Here is a 15886-nt window from a genome sequence, read left to right on the forward strand (position 1 = left end):
AAGCAACTATTTGATATTAAAAAATATATTAATCATAAGCAGCAACGGTATTAAACAGTGGGGAAGCAACAGTCTGAAAAGGTTTGATATTTATTGAAATAAACTAAGTATGTCGGAGATCACATATTTCGCGATAAAAATAATGATACGGATATATCTATTTCATTGAATGGAACGACATTAGGCGCATTCAGAAAACCAGCGGTGGTATTAATACCCGCCCAATACCGCCGAGTAAATTTACGCAATAAAAAAACCGCCAAAGCGGTTTTTTTATTGAAAACGAAAAACGTTAAGCTATCTTTTCTTTGCTTTCGCATTGGGTAAATCGGTAATAGTCCCTTCATACACCTCAGCGGCTAAGCCAACTGATTCATGTAACGTTGGGTGAGCATGAATTGTTAGTGCTATATCTTCCGCATCACAGCCCATCTCAATTGCCAGACCAATTTCGCCCAATAGCTCACCGCCGTTAGCACCCACAATGGCACCACCGATAATACGGTGAGAATCCTTATCGAAAATCAGTTTAGTCATACCGTCAGCACAGTCTGAAGCGATCGCACGACCGGAGGCCGCCCATGGGAAAGTAGAAACTTCGTAGTTAATACCTTTCTCTTTCGCCTCTTTCTCCGTCAGACCAACCCATGCCACTTCTGGCTCGGTATAGGCAATTGACGGGATAACTTTCGGATCAAAGTAGTGCTTCTTGCCGGAGATAACTTCCGCCGCGACGTGGCCTTCATGCACGCCTTTGTGGGCAAGCATGGGTTGCCCAACGATATCACCGATAGCAAAAATGTGAGGCACGTTGGTACGCAGCTGCTTATCTACGCGAATAAAGCCGCGATCGTCGACTTCAATACCGGCTTTACCTGCATCCAACAGCTTACCGTTTGGCACACGCCCAATCGCAACCAAAACCGCATCGTAGCGCTGTGGCTCGGCCGGTGCTTTTTTGCCTTCCATCGTGACGTAGATACCATCGCCTTTAGCTTCAACGGCGGTAACTTTGGTTTCTAACATCAGGTTAAACTGCTGACTAATACGCTTGGTAAACACTTTAACTACGTCTTTATCGGCGGCAGGAATAACCTGATCAAACATTTCAACCACGTCAATCTGTGAACCCAACGCGTGATAAACCGTGCCCATCTCCAGACCGATAATCCCGCCGCCCATCACTAATAAACGCTCAGGGACAGTTTTTAGCTCAAGCGCATCGGTTGAGTCCCAAACGCGCGGGTCATCATGGGGAATAAACGGTAATTGGATAGGACGAGAACCCGCAGCAATGATGGCATTGTCAAAATTGATGTTGGTAACGCCGTTTTCACCCTGTACGGCAATGGTGTTAGGACCAACGAACTGACCGTGACCGGTCACCACCTGAACTTTACGCATTTTGGCCATACCGGCCAGCCCGCCCGTCAGTTGGTTGATCACCTTTTCTTTCCAAAGTCTGACCTTATCGATATCAGTTTTTGGCTCACCAAAAACAATACCGTGTTCGGCTAATGCTTTAGCCTCTTCAATCACTTTTGCAACATGAAGCAGGGCTTTCGAAGGGATACAGCCAACGTTTAAGCAAACCCCGCCTAGCGTAGAGTAACGTTCAACAATGATAGTATCCAGACCTAAGTCTGCGCAGCGAAAAGCCGCAGAATAACCTGCGGGGCCTGCCCCAAGTACCACAACCTGAGTTTTAATATCAGTACTCATCTATGACCTCTTAATTATTTTTCCGGCCGACCGGCACTGGTTTAGTTTCATCATAGCGTGCTTTGTCGGGACTTTTGCAACTGCTTCAGTTTACAGAAACATAACAATTCTGCAAACTGGCCTTCCCAACACGCGCGATTGTTAACTAGTTATAATAGTTAAAAGGGCCGGGCCAAAGCCGGCCCTCAAATTACATCACTAAACGACGAATGTCAGACATCGCATCGTTAATAAAGCTAATGAAACGGGCACCGTCAGCACCGTCAATAACCCGGTGATCGTAAGAAAGCGACAGCGGTAACATCAGGCGTGGAGCAAACTCTTTCCCATTCCATACTGGCTTCATAGACGATTTTGATACGCCTAGAATAGCCACTTCTGGAGCGTTAACGATCGGCGTAAATGCCGTACCACCGATGCCGCCCAGGCTGGAAATAGTGAAACACCCGCCCTGCATATCGGAAGCGGTCAGCTTACCGGCTCGCGCCTTTTTAGAGATTTCAGCCAGCTCGCGGGACAGCTCAATAATGCCTTTCTTATTGACGTCACGAAACACGGGAACCACTAAACCGTTTGGTGTATCAACCGCTACGCCGATATTAATGTATTTCTTCAGCGTCAGCTTCAGCCCGTCTTCAGACAGTGAGCAGTTGAAACGCGGTAGCTCTTCTAATGCTTTAGCTACTGCCTTCATGATAAACACCAGCGGCGTAATCTTCAGGTCTGATTTCTTCTTCTCAGCTTCGGCGTTTTGCTGCTTACGGAAGGCTTCTACGTCAGTAATATCCGTTTCATCGAACTGCGTAACGTGAGGGATCATCACCCAGTTGCGATGCAGGTTGGCACCCGAAATCTTCTGGATACGACCCAGTTCAACTTCTTCAATGTCACCAAACTTACTGAAGTCAACTTTCGGCCAAGGTAACAGACCCGGTAACGAACCACCGGTGCTGGCAATAGCACCTGACTCAACGCGCTTAATCGCCTCTTTAACGTAGGCCTGAACGTCTTCTTTCAGGATACGGCCTTTACGGCCGGTTCCTTTCACTTTATCCAAATTAACGCCAAACTCACGGGCTAAACGGCGAATAATCGGAGTCGCATGAATGTAAGCTGAGTTTTCAGCAAATTCATTGCTATCTGTCGGAGCCGACGCAGCAGCAACCGGCTGAGCCGCAGGCTTAGCTGCCGGAGCGGGAGCACTATCCGCCGCCGGGGCTGGTGCCGAAGCGGGAGCTGGAGCCTTACCGTCAGCTTCAACGTCGAACACCATAATCAGCGTACCGGTAGTAACCTTGCTGCCGACGATAGTTTTAATCTCTTTAACCGTGCCGGCAAAAGGCGCCGGAACTTCCATTGAAGCTTTATCGCCTTCAACGGTAATCAGCGACTGCTCAGCTTCAACTTTGTCACCCACCTTCACCATCACTTCGGTCACTTCAACTTCGTCACCGCCGATGTCCGGAACCTGAACTTCTTTAACCGACGTGGTAGCCGTTGCAGAAGCTTCAGCTGGTGCTGTAGCCTGAGCTGCAGGCTTCGCTTCGGCTTTTTCTTCAGCCTTCGCAGCAGGTGCCGCATCGGCACCTTCAAAGATCATGATAAGCGCACCGGTAGCGATCTTAGCGCCAACCTGTACTTTAATTTCTTTTACTACGCCAGCCTGTGGCGAAGGGACTTCCATTGAAGCTTTGTCGCCTTCTACGGTAAGCAGGGATTGATCAACTTCAATTTTATCGCCCACTTTCACCAACAGTTCGGTCACTTCAACTTCATCAGAACCGATGTCGGGCACTTTGATTTCAATAGTCATTTAATCTATACCTCTTATGCCAGACGTGGGTTAACTTTGTCAGCGTCGATACCAAATTTGGTAATCGCCTCAGCCACAACGCTGGCTTTCACTTCGCCGCGTTTAGCCAACTCACCCAGAGCAGCAACCACAACATAAGATGCATCAACTTCAAAATGATGACGCAGGTTTTCGCGGCTGTCTGAACGACCAAAACCATCAGTACCCAATACGCGGAAATCGCTGGCTGGAATAAAGTGACGAATTTGTTCTGCAAACAGCTTCATATAGTCAGTAGAAGCTACCGCCGGTGCGTCGTTCATCACCTGAGCAACGTACGGTACGCGCGGTTTCTCTAACGGATGCAGCATGTTCCAGCGATCGCAGTCTTGACCGTCGCGGGCCAGCTCGGTGAATGAAGTTACGCTATATACGTCGGAAGAAACGCCGTAGTCGTTAGACAGAATCTGAGCCGCTTCGCGAACGTGAGGAAGAATTGAACCAGAGCCCATTAGCTGAACGTGGCCTTTTCCTTTCTTACCTTTCACGCTTTCTAGCTTATAAATACCTTTACGGATGCCTTCTTCAGCGCCCTTCGGCATTGCCGGCATGCGGTAGTTTTCGTTCATTGTGGTGATGTAGTAGTAAACGTTTTCCTGATTACCATACATACGCTGTAAACCATCGTGCATAATGACGGCAACTTCGTAAGCGTAAGTTGGGTCATAAGAGATACAGTTAGGAATAGTCAGCGACTGAATATGGCTGTGGCCATCTTCGTGCTGTAGGCCTTCACCGTTCAGCGTCGTACGGCCAGACGTTCCGCCGACTAAGAATCCACGCGCCTGTTGGTCACCCGCCGCCCAGCAAAGATCGCCGATGCGTTGGAAGCCGAACATAGAGTAGTAAATATAGAACGGAATCATTGGCAGGTCATTGGTGCTGTAAGAGGTCGCCGCCGCTAACCAAGAAGCCGCAGCGCCCAGCTCGTTGATACCTTCCTGTAGAATTTGGCCTTTCTCGTCTTCTTTATAGTAAGCAACCTGCTCACGATCCTGAGGCGTGTACTGCTGGCCTTTAGGACTATAAATACCGATTTGACGGAACAGGCCTTCCATACCAAAAGTACGGGCTTCATCGGCCAGAATTGGCACTAAACGAGGGCCGATTGACGGATCTTTTAGCATCACGTTCAGCGCACGAACGAAAGCGATAGTGGTTGAGATCTCTTTGTTTTGCTCTTCCAGTAAGCCTTTAAACTCTTCCAACGGTGGAATAGTTAAAGCTTCGGTGAAGTTAGGCAGACGGGTCGGTACATAACCTTCCAGCGCCTGACGACGTTCATGCAGGTATTTGTACTCTTCAGAATTTTTGTCCAGCGTGATTAACGGCAGCTTTTCGATATCGGCATCGGCCACCGGCACATTGAAACGATCGCGGAATTGGCGCACGCCTTCCATGTTCATTTTCTTAACCTGATGAGCGATATTTTTACCTTCCGCCGTTTCACCCATGCCATAGCCTTTAATGGTATGAGCCAGAATGACGGTTGGTTTACCCTGAGTTTCCTGCGCTTTTTTCAGTGCCGCATAAACTTTTCTTGGGTCATGGCCACCGCGGTTCAGCGCCCAGATTTCGTCGTCGGTCATATCTTTGACCATCGCCGCGGTTTCTGGGAAGCGACCGAAGAAGTGCTCACGCACATAAGCGCCATTTTTAGATTTAAACGTTTGGTAGTCACCGTCAACGGTTTCATTCATTAACTGAATCAGTTTACCGGTGGTATCTTTGCGCAGCAGCTCGTCCCAACGGTTGCCCCACATCACTTTGATAACGTCCCAACCGGCGCCGCTAAAGATGCCTTCCAGTTCATTAATGATTTTACCGTTACCGGTTACCGGGCCGTCTAAGCGCTGCAAGTTACAGTTGATGACGAACACCAGGTTGTCCAGTTTCTCACGGGTTGCAATGGTGATTGCACCTTTAGATTCTGGCTCGTCCATTTCACCGTCGCCCAAGAAGGCATAAACGGTTTGCTGTGACGTATCTTTCAGACCACGGTTATGCAGATATTTCAGGAAGCGCGCCTGATAAATTGCGCTGATAGGACCCAGCCCCATAGAGACGGTCGGGAACTGCCAGAATTCAGGCATTAGCTTAGGGTGAGGATAAGAAGAAAGACCTTTACCGTGAACTTCCTGACGGAAGTTATTCATTTGTTCGTCGGTCAGGCGGCCTTCAAGGAACGCACGCGCGTAAATTCCCGGAGAAATATGGCCTTGGAAGTAAACCAAATCGCCGCCATCTTTGGCATTACGCGCGCGGAAGAAGTGGTTAAAACACACTTCATAGAAGGTCGCAGAAGATTGGAACGAGGCCATATGGCCACCGAGGTCCAGATCTTTTTTCGACGCGCGCAGCACGGTCATTACCGCATTCCAACGGATAATAGAACGAATACGGCGCTCTAAATCAAGGTTACCCGGATAAGCCGGTTCGTCAGCCAGTGCAATGGTATTAATGTAATCACTGCTAGACACCCCTGAAGGCAAATTAACGCCAGCCTGACGGGCCGATGCCATAACCTGATCGATCAAGTATTGAGCACGCTCAACGCCTTCTTCACGGATGACCGATTCGATCGCCTGCAACCAATCGCGGGTTTCAATCGGATCCACGTCTTGATTTACAATTTCCGACATGGTTGTTTCCTTATTCTATCTTTACGTTAGTTATTCGAAACCTGTCTCAATAACGTTTCTAGGCTGTTTATCAATTTTTCAGCGGCTAAAACGTTATTAAGACAGGCTCGGTGTTTGGTCGAGCTAATGCGCTCTCAATCCTTGCGTTGCTGTAGTAGACGAAGCGATCTCTCGCGACGGCTGTGCTCTCGATCAAGCTCTAACAGCACTTCCTCGATAAAAGCTAAATGACGATGCGAAGCTTCACGTGCTTTTTCTGGTTCACGCGCCACTATGGCATCAAAAATACTAGCTCTATGGTCACTCACTCTCTCCAGCATTTCACGGCGTGAATAGAGTAATTCGAAATTTTGCCGGACGTTTTGTTCTAGCAGAGGAGCCATACAGCGTAATAAGTGCAACAGCACAACGTTATGGCTAGCTTCCGTTACCGCCGCTTGATATTGCATTACGGCTTCGGCTTGGACTTCTTTATCGCCGCAAGCCTGCGCGGTTTCAATCTGCTGATGGTAGGTGCGAATGCGTTGAAAATCTTCGTCGGTTCCGCGTAACGCCGCGTAATAAGCGGCGATACCTTCCAGCGCATGGCGGGTTTCTAACAGATCGAATTGTGATTCAGGATGGTCGGCGAGCAGCTCACTTAACGGATCGCTCAGGCTCTGCCAGAGGTTGGTTTGAACAAAAGTACCACCACCCTGACGACGCAGAAGAAGGCCTTTACCTTCTAAACGCTGAATAGCTTCCCGCAGTGAAGGACGAGATACATCAAACTGTTTAGCAAGCTCACGTTCAGGGAGAAGTTTCTCTCCTGGGCGGAGGGTCCCTTCAAGGATCAGCGCTTCGAGCTGCTGCTCAATGACGTCCGATAACTTGGGTTGACGAACCTTGCTATAAACCATAATACTTCTCTAAAATGCCCTGAAGTCAATTGGTAATACCAATATAAAAAATGTGACGATAAAGTAACAAATTATTCACCTTATGTCCATATGGCCTTTGATCGAAATCATAAAACTGCGCCTATCGCTGTGATTTGTCTAGATTATCTTTGAAAACACTAACTATATTGGGTTAATTGATGAAGAAGATCCGAGAATAAATTTAACCTTTTTGAAACGAATAGAAAGTGAAACTGAAGCGGATCAGCAAACCAATTATTGAATATTAATTCATGAAATTCGCGTGAAATATCAAAAATGAAATTAGCTTTAATTTGAAGTATTTTCTGAGGAATCAAAATATATTTCTATCGCTATCGGTAAAAAAGCCTAATAAAAAAGTAAACAATCGCGGCTGTTCGGTCAAAATTCATCCAAACAATTGTTATCAGCAGCAAAATTGTCGGATAAAAAAATAGTTAATCCTGAGACATTGAGTACAAGAAAATTAATGCAAACTTTTTTGATTACCACTATTCTTGCCGCTGCGGTAGAGAGTGGTAGAAAAATCTTTACTCGCACCTGTAAACATTCTGATACAGCAGACTAATACCTGAACAACCGGTAGACATAACAAAAAAAGCCAATAACAGTATGAGAGGAACGAATAATAATGAGTGATGAGCTCAGGCGCGGCCTGAAAAACCGGCATATTCAATTAATTGCGTTAGGCGGTGCCGTGGGTACCGGTCTATTTTTAGGCAGTGCTCAAACCATTAGTATGGCCGGCCCTTCCGTAATACTAGGCTACGCCATCGGCGGTATTATCGCTTTTCTAATCATGCGCCAGCTTGGTGAAATGATTACCGAAGAGCCTGTCGCCGGTACATTCAGCCACTTCTCCTACAAATATTGGGGGCCTTTCGCCGGTTTTCTCTCTGGCTGGAACTACTGGATGCTATTCGTTCTAGTCAGCATGGCCGAACTCACTGCCGTCGGTATTTACGTTCAGTTCTGGTGGCCTGAAATCCCTACGTGGGTTTCTGCTGCAGTATTCTTTGTGCTGATAAACCTGATTAACCTCACCACCGTTAAAGTCTACGGAGAGATGGAGTTCTGGTTTGCCATTATTAAAGTGGCCGCCATTATCGGCATGATAATTTTTGGCGCGGGCCTATTAATTTTCGGACTGGGCGGCCCGGAGGCCGCTATCAGCAACCTATGGTCACTCGAAGGCGGGTTTATGCCTTTCGGCACCGAAGGTCTGATTATGGCTACCGCCATCATTATGTTCTCCTTCGGCGGCCTTGAGCTGATTGGTATTACCGCGGCTGAAGCCGACAATCCGCAAAAAAGCATTCCGAAAGCCATTAATCAGGTTATCTACCGTATTCTGATTTTCTATATTGGCTCGCTGGTGGTACTGCTTTCGCTCTATCCGTGGACTAAAGTAGCCGAAGGTGGAAGCCCCTTCGTCATGATTTTCCATCATTTAAACAGTAACATCGTCGCTACGGCGCTGAATATCGTGGTACTGACCGCAGCCCTATCGGTTTATAACAGCTGCGTTTATAGCAATAGCCGCATGCTATATGGTCTGGCACTGCAAAAAAATGCACCAAAAAGGTTGGCAACAACCAACAGCCGCGGCGTACCGGTTAATGCGATCTTACTTTCCAGTACCATTGCCGCCATTGGTATTCTGATTAACTACCTGATCCCCAAAGAAGCGATTGGTATTCTCATGTCTCTGGTAGTCTCCAGCATAGTGATTAACTGGGCGATGATTAGCCTATCTCACCTGAAATTCCGTGCGGCTAAAGATAAAGAAGGCATCGTTCCTAAGTTTAAATCGCTGTTTCACCCGTTTAGCAACTACCTTTGCCTGCTGTTCTTAGCCGGCGTTCTGGTGATTATGTTCATCACCCCGGGAATTCGCATTTCAGTGCTACTGATTCCGGTCTGGCTGGCTGCGCTAGGCGTTGGTTATCTGATTAATCGTCGTCTAATCAAGTAACGCCCTCTTGGGCAGAATAAAAAATCCCCGCGGGTAAATACCGCGGGGATTTTTTATTTCCAACGTCGATCGTCTCGGCTAACGCGAAATCAACGCCTTATAGCAATTCCAGTCAAAATGCGGCCCCGGATCGGTTTTACGCCCGGGCGCGATATCGCTATGGCCAGTAATTCTTTCCGCGTTAATCGGGTAACTGGCCATCAACAGTTGGGTTACTACCGACAGGCTCTGGTATTGCTCTGGCGTGAAATCCCGATCGTCGGTTCCCTCCATCTCAATACCAATTGAGAAATCATTACACTGCTCCCGCCCTTGATACAGCGAAACGCCGGCATGCCATGCTCGTTTATCAAAAGGAACATATTGCACAATCGCGCCGTCACGGCGAATCAGGCAGTGGGCAGACACGCGCAGGTGGGCGATATCGGCAAAATAAGGGTGCTGATTGGGGTCTAAAGTACCGGTAAACAACCGATCTATATGAGGACCACCAAATTCGCCCGGCGGCAGGCTAATATTATGAATCACTAATAATGAAGGAACTTCCCCATCAGGGCGCTCATCACAATGCGCAGAGGCTACCCGCTTCACGCCGGTAAGCCACCCGTCAATTAACTTCATATATCCTCAATCTATTCCATTATTCAGCAATAATAAGTTGATTATAGAGTGGCGATGATTATCGACGTAATCATTTATTTATCGTCAAAAAAAATGCGTAGTACCTCTCATCGCTAAATGTAACTCAATCCTAAGCCAAAATTTATTCAGAAGCAGTTCTAACAAACGCACCATGGCCGTTCTATTAGCGCTGGCGGTCAATAAACTCCTGATAACGTTTACCCCACGGCCAACTTATCAGGAGTTAACTTTATGCAACATCAGGGCGGTTTTACCCTTTTTGAATTGATGATTGTTATCGCCATCATCGCCATACTCACCGCCGTTGGACTACCGGCCTATCAGGGCTATATTCAAAAAGCGGCACTCACCGATATGCTACAGGCAATGGTGCCATATAAAACGGCCATTGAGCTTTGCTCATTAGAAAACGGCAATCTCGCCCCGTGCGACAACAACAGCAACGGTATTCCTGCTGATAGAGCGACCCGCTACGTACAAAAAATCGTGGTCTCAGGTGGCTCAATTACCTTGACCGGACAAAGCGCTTTACAAGATTTGACCGTAACGCTGATCCCTACGCTTGATCCCACGTCAGGAGGATTAATCTGGCAAAGAAGCTGTAAGAGTGCCAAAAACACGGCCAGTCTTGAGCAAGCCTGTCATGACATTTTTCGTTTTAACGACGTGAGCAACCCATGAAAGATATCAGCGAAGCAATTTTGACTGAATGCCTGCGCTATCAGGTGATTCCGCTGGCGATGGAAAATAATCAATTGGTTATTGCCGCGGTAGAAAGTGAATCGCTGAATCAGGTGATATCAGAGCTCAGTTTCACCTGTGGCTGCCATATTAAAGTCAACTACTGGCCGGCAATGAAAGTTGAACAATATATTCATCGGTTAAAACATTCTCGTCCTGATGGTGCATTAATAGCCGTAGCCCAGTTGCAATTACCAAACGATGAAGCCGCTGAATATGCAGACGAGCGACATGATGATGAACCGGTGGTGCAATTCATCAATCAGGTCATCCGGCAAGCATTTCAGCGCAGAGCGTCTGATATCCATTTTGAACCTTATGCCGGTCACTATCGAATCCGCCTGCGCATCGACGGAACCCTACAGGAAACGGCAATGCCGCCAGCGGCTCTGGCCCTACAGCTAGCAGCCAGACTAAAGATTATGGGCCGCTTAGATATTGCAGAAAGAAGGCTACCTCAGGACGGGCAATTAACTTTTAATCTCGACGGCGAAGAGCGCGCCCTAAGAATATCCACCATTCCCGTCTCTGCCGGAGAAAAAGTGGTATTACGGGTTATGGAGTCAGGTAAAGCACCACAGGAAATAGCCTCAATGGGTATGCCTACAAAACTTCAGACGCTCTATACCAGCATGATTCACCAGCCTCAGGGGCTGATTCTGGTTACAGGCCCGACCGGCAGCGGAAAAACGGCCACGCTATACGCGGGCCTTCGCCTGCTTAACGATGCGTCACGCAATATTTGTAGCGTTGAAGATCCGATAGAGATCCCGCTTAGCGGAATGAATCAGACCCAGATTAATCTTAAAGCGGGTATCACATTCAGCACCGCGCTTCGCGCATTCTTACGTCAGGATCCGGATATATTAATGGTTGGCGAAATCCGCGATCGGGAAACGGCTGACATAGCCATTGAAGCCGCCCAGACAGGGCATTTAGTGCTTGCTACCTTACATACTAACTCTGCGGCAGATACGCTGGTTCGTTTAAGCCAAATGGGTATTCCCGACTACTTACTGGCGTCTAGCCTAAAGCTGATCGTCGCCCAGCGGCTAATCCGATGCCTGTGCCCCCGCTGCCGGCAGAAAAAACCCCATGACCAGAAAGTATATCGAGGAGGGAAAAACATCACGCTTCATGATTCTCAGGCAATGGGCTGTGAGCACTGCCTTAGCGGATATTACGGGCGAACCGGCATTTATGAAATGCTATGCGTTACTGATGAACTCAGGCAGGCGCTATTTAACGGAGCAACGGCTACTCAGCTGCATATATTGGCCTGCCAACAGGGAATGGTCCCCCTATTCGAAGCCGGTATCACGCTGGTAGAACAGGGAATAACGTCACTTCAGGAGCTTTATCGAACTATCGGGGCGGCCCATCAGGAGCCAGAGGCGGATTTGCTATGAAATACGCACGATTATTTATCTGGCAAGATTTCGAAGGCCGTAGCGGAGAGATTCCGGCTCACTCGCTGTCACAGGCCAGACAGCTGCTGATGGCACAGGGGGTTATTCCCGTACGCATAAAACCGGATACCAAACTAACCCACAGGCAGTGGCAACTGTCAGCGCTATCGATTATTACCCGTCAGCTGGCAACCCTGCTACAGGCAGGATTACCGTTAAACCACTGTCTGAATCTTATTGCGTCCGAACATCCGCAGGCCGCATGGCGCTATGTACTAAAAGCGCTACAGCTACAGATATCACAGGGGAAATCATTTTCTCTGGCGCTAACGGAATATCCTGAAGCCTTTCCTCCCCTGTTTCGTGAACTGATAACAACGGGAGAGCTTACCGGTAAACTCGATCGGTGCTGCTTCTTGCTGGCCAAACAGCAGGAAAAAACGCTCCGGCTACAGCAAAAAGTGCGTAAGGCATTGAGCTATCCGCTGTTTGTTCTGGCGGTTGCCCTGCTGGTGTCATTATTAATGCTGATATTAGTACTACCGGCATTTACTGAGATCTACCAATCCTTCGATGCTCCCCTGCCGTACTTTACCCAATCTATTATTTCACTCTCAGAGGTCATTCAGGACTATGGGCTTATCCTGTTGGCCATAGCTGCCGGGCTTTATGGATATTATGTTAAAACGCTGCACCCGCAGCAGCGTTGGAAAGAAAAAGAACAAAAGGCCATTCTCTATATTCCTCTCGGTGGAAAATTAATTCAGACCAACATATTGGCCAGAATATTCCGCACCCTTTCCATGACTCAAAGTGCGGGTATTCCATTAACCACCGGAATCAAGTCAGCGGCAAATACATCGGGAAATATCCATTATTATAATTCTCTGACCGAAATATTAAGGTTAATTGAACAAGGCACACCGCTATTTAAGGCTCTACAACAACAATATTTATTTCCGCCCCTGTCTAATCAGCTTATTCGGGCGGGAGAAGAGTCCGGAATGTTAGATACCATGCTGGATAAATTAGCTGATATCTATGAGGCCGACGCGGAGAATCAGGCCGAAAATCTATCGGCTAAGGTTGAACCGATGCTCATGGCCCTAATGGCCATTATCGTTGGTGGGCTGGTCATTGCCATTTACCTGCCAATATTTCAACTAGGTAACGTAATGGGGTAGCTCACTCAAAAAGGCGGTCATAAATAGCCCGCTAGTTTCGGAGGGTAATATTAAAAAGGGATGCACACATTGCATTATTTATATTCATTTTCCTGCTATTTATAACTATATGCGATGTTGCTCTCCTTTTATTTTGCCAGTTTTGCCAAATTGTATTAGCAATTATTTGCTGCTTTACCGTCTCCCTAAATTTGAATTAGAGGAAAAGTAACATGCTAAAACGCTTATTGATCGTAAGTACTATCGCAACCCTGATATCAGGTGCGGCATATGCAGAATCATTAACCGTCGGATTCTCACAGATTGGTTCAGAATCAGGCTGGCGAGCAGCCGAAACGTCCGTTGCAAAGGAGCAGGCGAAACAACGGGGCATCACGTTAAAAATTGCCGATGCGCAGCAAAAACAAGAAAACCAAATTAAAGCCGTACGCTCCTTTATTGCACAAGGCGTCGATGCCATATTTATAGCTCCGGTGGTACAAACCGGCTGGGAACCCGTTCTGGAAGAGGCTAAAGACGCCAAAATCCCAGTCTTTTTGCTAGACAGAAACATCACGGCTAAAGACACCTCACTCTATATGTCCGTCGTTACGGCCGACAATGTCTATGAAGGAAAAGTGGCCGGTGACTGGCTGGTTAAACAAATGGCTGGCAAACCTTGTAACGTAGTTGAATTACAGGGCACCGTTGGTGCTAGCGTAGCCCTTGACCGTAAAAAAGGTTTTTCAAATGCCATTGCCGCTACTCCAGATATTAAGATCATCCGTACTCAGTCCGGCGACTTTACCCGCAGTAAAGGCAAAGAAGTTATGGAAAGCTTTATTAAAGCCGAAGATCGCGGCAAGAATATCTGCGCGGTTTACGCCCATAATGACGATATGGCTATCGGAGCCATTCAGGCCATTAAAGAAGCCGGTCTGAAGCCCGGCAGCGATATCAAAATTATTTCTATTGATGCCGTACCGGACATATTCAAAGCGATGCTGGCCGGTGAAGCCAACCTGACCGTTGAATTAACGCCAAATATGGCAGGCCCGGCGTTTGATGCACTGATCGCCTATAAAAAAGACGGCACTATGCCACCAAAGGTTATCCAAACAGAATCTAAAGCTTTTGGCCCGGAAAGCGCTCAACAACAAATCGACCTGAAGAAAAGTATGGGGTATTAAACGCCCACTGCTCTACCGTTAGCGGCTATATTCGTATAACGAATATAGCCGCCACCCCACGCACTTTCTGTCAAAACTCATCAACAGTGGCAGCGATGTACCAGTAAAAACAGGGGAAGAAATGGCAGAACAACATCGACCGGAAAAGATATTGCTGGATATTCAGGGAGTCAGTAAGTCATTCCCCGGAGTAAGGGCGCTTCACAATGTGTCTCTGACAATAGGCTACGGCGAAATCATGGCACTGTTGGGTGAAAACGGTGCGGGAAAATCAACGCTGATTAAAGCCCTGACCGGTGTTTATCCGAAAGACAGCGGAACTATTTTTCTGGAAGGAAAAGAGATTAACCCAACCAGTACGGCCCATGCTCAATCGATTGGTATCGGAACGGTTTATCAGGAAGTCAACTTGCTGCCAAACATGTCGGTCGCGGATAACTTATTTATCGGGCGCGAACCAACAAAATATGGTCTGGTGAATAGAAAAGAAATTGTTCGTCGCGCCCGACAAATCATGACCAGCTATGGCTTCGAACTCGACGTGACTCAACCGCTCGGTCACTACTCCGTTGCTATGCAGCAAATTATTGCCATCGCCAGAGCCGTTGACCTATCGGCTAAGATCTTGATCCTCGATGAACCAACCGCGAGCCTGGATACCAACGAGGTCGAACTGCTATTCAGCATTATGCGGGATCTCCGCTCCCGCGGAGTCAGCCTGATATTTATTACCCATTTTCTCGATCAGGTTTATGCCGTCACTGACCGTATTACCGTTTTACGTAACGGAGAATTAGTCGGAACGAAGGTCACCGCCGAATTGCCGCAAATAGAGCTAGTAAAAATGATGCTGGGGCGGGAGCTTGAAGATAATGCCCTACGCCGCGCCGGGCGAACGCTACGCAGCGACAAACCCATAGCCTCCTTTAAACAGTATGGTAAAACAGGCACTATCCGGCCGTTTGACCTCGACGTGCGCCCCGGAGAAGTCGTCGGGCTGGCCGGATTACTGGGTTCGGGCAGAACCGAAACCGCAGAGGTAATTTTTGGCATTAAGCCCGCCGATTCCGGGCAGGCATTTGTTAAAGGCAGAGAAGTCAAAATCCGTTCGGCCAGACAGGCGTCATCGCTAGGCTTCGGATTTTGCCCGGAAGACAGAAAAACCGAAGGAATTATTGCCGCCGCCTCCGTCAGAGAGAACATTATTCTCGCACTTCAGACTCAGCGCGGCTGGCTACACCCGATATCCCGCAAAGAGCAGGATGACATTGCCGCACGTTTTATACGCCAGTTGGGCATCAAAACCCCAAGCCCTGAGCAGCCTATCCAGTTTCTATCCGGCGGTAATCAGCAAAAAGTACTGCTTTCCCGTTGGCTGGTGACTAAGCCTCAGTTTCTTATTTTGGATGAACCCACTCGCGGCATTGACGTTGGCGCGCACGCAGAAATTATCCGGCTAATAGAGACGCTTTGTGCTGATGGGCTAGCCCTGTTAGTTATCTCCTCCGAACTAGAAGAACTTATTGGCTATGCTGACAGAGTGATAATCCTTCGAGACGGTAAACAGATAGCCGAAATTCCGGCAGAACGGCTGTCTATTCCGGCTATCATGAACGCTATCGCGGCCTAA

11 protein-coding genes are annotated in these 15886 nt (G+C 47.9%); 6 read left to right on the forward strand and 5 right to left on the reverse strand.

What is annotated here, in order from left to right:
* Positions 1-297: 297 nt before the first annotated feature.
* The 4 genes from lpdA to pdhR form a co-directional block, all read right to left on the reverse strand.
* Positions 298-1722: a dihydrolipoyl dehydrogenase gene (gene lpdA, locus GVI43_RS03010; protein ID WP_159565269.1), complete on the reverse strand. Its 1425-nt coding sequence runs from the start codon at positions 1720-1722 to the stop codon at positions 298-300.
* Between the two features lie 190 nt (positions 1723-1912).
* Complete coding sequence (gene aceF, locus GVI43_RS03015; RefSeq protein WP_159565270.1) at positions 1913-3535, reverse strand: pyruvate dehydrogenase complex dihydrolipoyllysine-residue acetyltransferase; 1623 nt, start codon at positions 3533-3535, stop codon at positions 1913-1915.
* A 14-nt stretch (positions 3536-3549) separates the two neighbouring features.
* Positions 3550-6216, reverse strand: a complete 2667-nt coding sequence (gene aceE, locus GVI43_RS03020; protein WP_159565271.1) for a pyruvate dehydrogenase (acetyl-transferring), homodimeric type — start codon at positions 6214-6216, stop codon at positions 3550-3552.
* Between the two features lie 134 nt (positions 6217-6350).
* The gene (gene pdhR, locus GVI43_RS03025; RefSeq protein WP_159565272.1) at positions 6351-7115 is read right to left on the reverse strand and encodes a pyruvate dehydrogenase complex transcriptional repressor PdhR; all 765 of its coding nucleotides are present in this window, start codon (positions 7113-7115) and stop codon (positions 6351-6353) included.
* A 652-nt stretch (positions 7116-7767) separates the two neighbouring features.
* Between pdhR and GVI43_RS03030 the strand changes: the two genes are divergently transcribed.
* Positions 7768-9111 carry an amino acid permease gene (locus tag GVI43_RS03030; protein ID WP_159565273.1) on the forward strand — a complete coding sequence of 448 codons (1344 nt, stop codon included), beginning with the start codon at positions 7768-7770 and terminating at the stop codon, positions 9109-9111.
* 78 nt (positions 9112-9189) lie between these two features.
* Here GVI43_RS03030 and ampD read toward each other — a convergent pair whose 3' ends face one another.
* Complete coding sequence (ampD, locus tag GVI43_RS03035) at positions 9190-9732, reverse strand: 1,6-anhydro-N-acetylmuramyl-L-alanine amidase AmpD (RefSeq protein ID WP_159565274.1); 543 nt, start codon at positions 9730-9732, stop codon at positions 9190-9192.
* A 252-nt stretch (positions 9733-9984) separates the two neighbouring features.
* Here ampD and ppdD point away from each other — a divergent pair, with 252 nt between their 5' ends.
* The 5 genes from ppdD to GVI43_RS03060 all read left to right on the forward strand — a co-directional run bounded on the left by ppdD (position 9985) and on the right by GVI43_RS03060 (position 15886).
* On the forward strand, positions 9985-10434 hold the full coding sequence (gene ppdD / locus GVI43_RS03040) for a prepilin peptidase-dependent pilin (RefSeq protein ID WP_159565275.1): 450 nt from the start codon (positions 9985-9987) through the stop codon (positions 10432-10434).
* Positions 10431-11903 (forward strand): type II secretion system protein GspE, encoded by a 1473-nt coding sequence (gene gspE, locus GVI43_RS03045; protein WP_159565276.1) that lies wholly within the window; start codon positions 10431-10433, stop codon positions 11901-11903. Before ppdD ends, gspE begins: the two co-directional genes overlap by 4 nt.
* The gene (hofC, locus tag GVI43_RS03050) at positions 11900-13087 is read left to right on the forward strand and encodes a protein transport protein HofC (protein ID WP_159565277.1); all 1188 of its coding nucleotides are present in this window, start codon (positions 11900-11902) and stop codon (positions 13085-13087) included. The genes gspE and hofC overlap by 4 nt, the downstream gene beginning before the upstream one ends.
* Before the next feature lie 212 nt (positions 13088-13299).
* Entirely contained in the window at positions 13300-14256 is a 957-nt protein-coding gene (gene ytfQ, locus GVI43_RS03055; protein ID WP_159565278.1) for a galactofuranose ABC transporter, galactofuranose-binding protein YtfQ, read from the forward strand.
* A 121-nt stretch (positions 14257-14377) separates the two neighbouring features.
* Positions 14378-15886 carry a sugar ABC transporter ATP-binding protein gene (locus GVI43_RS03060; protein ID WP_159565279.1) on the forward strand — a complete coding sequence of 503 codons (1509 nt, stop codon included), beginning with the start codon at positions 14378-14380 and terminating at the stop codon, positions 15884-15886.

This window comes from Budvicia diplopodorum (assembly GCF_009800925.1).
In the GTDB taxonomy this organism is placed as follows: Bacteria; Pseudomonadota; Gammaproteobacteria; order Enterobacterales; family Enterobacteriaceae; genus Budvicia; species Budvicia diplopodorum.

Excerpts from the sequence above, each read along its gene's own strand:
- ampD (WP_159565274.1), bottom strand. The coding sequence starts at position 9,732 with ATGAAGTTAATTGACGGGTGGCTTACCGGCGTGAAGCGGGTAGCCTCT.
- gspE (WP_159565276.1), top strand. The coding sequence starts at position 10,431 with ATGAAAGATATCAGCGAAGCAATTTTGACTGAATGCCTGCGCTATCAG.
- GVI43_RS03060 (WP_159565279.1), top strand. The coding sequence starts at position 14,378 with ATGGCAGAACAACATCGACCGGAAAAGATATTGCTGGATATTCAGGGA.
- ppdD (WP_159565275.1), top strand. The coding sequence starts at position 9,985 with ATGCAACATCAGGGCGGTTTTACCCTTTTTGAATTGATGATTGTTATC.
- pdhR (WP_159565272.1), bottom strand. The coding sequence starts at position 7,115 with ATGGTTTATAGCAAGGTTCGTCAACCCAAGTTATCGGACGTCATTGAG.
- hofC (WP_159565277.1), top strand. The coding sequence starts at position 11,900 with ATGAAATACGCACGATTATTTATCTGGCAAGATTTCGAAGGCCGTAGC.
- aceF (WP_159565270.1), bottom strand. The coding sequence starts at position 3,535 with ATGACTATTGAAATCAAAGTGCCCGACATCGGTTCTGATGAAGTTGAA.
- aceE (WP_159565271.1), bottom strand. The coding sequence starts at position 6,216 with ATGTCGGAAATTGTAAATCAAGACGTGGATCCGATTGAAACCCGCGAT.
- lpdA (WP_159565269.1), bottom strand. The coding sequence starts at position 1,722 with ATGAGTACTGATATTAAAACTCAGGTTGTGGTACTTGGGGCAGGCCCC.
- ytfQ (WP_159565278.1), top strand. The coding sequence starts at position 13,300 with ATGCTAAAACGCTTATTGATCGTAAGTACTATCGCAACCCTGATATCA.
- GVI43_RS03030 (WP_159565273.1), top strand. The coding sequence starts at position 7,768 with ATGAGTGATGAGCTCAGGCGCGGCCTGAAAAACCGGCATATTCAATTA.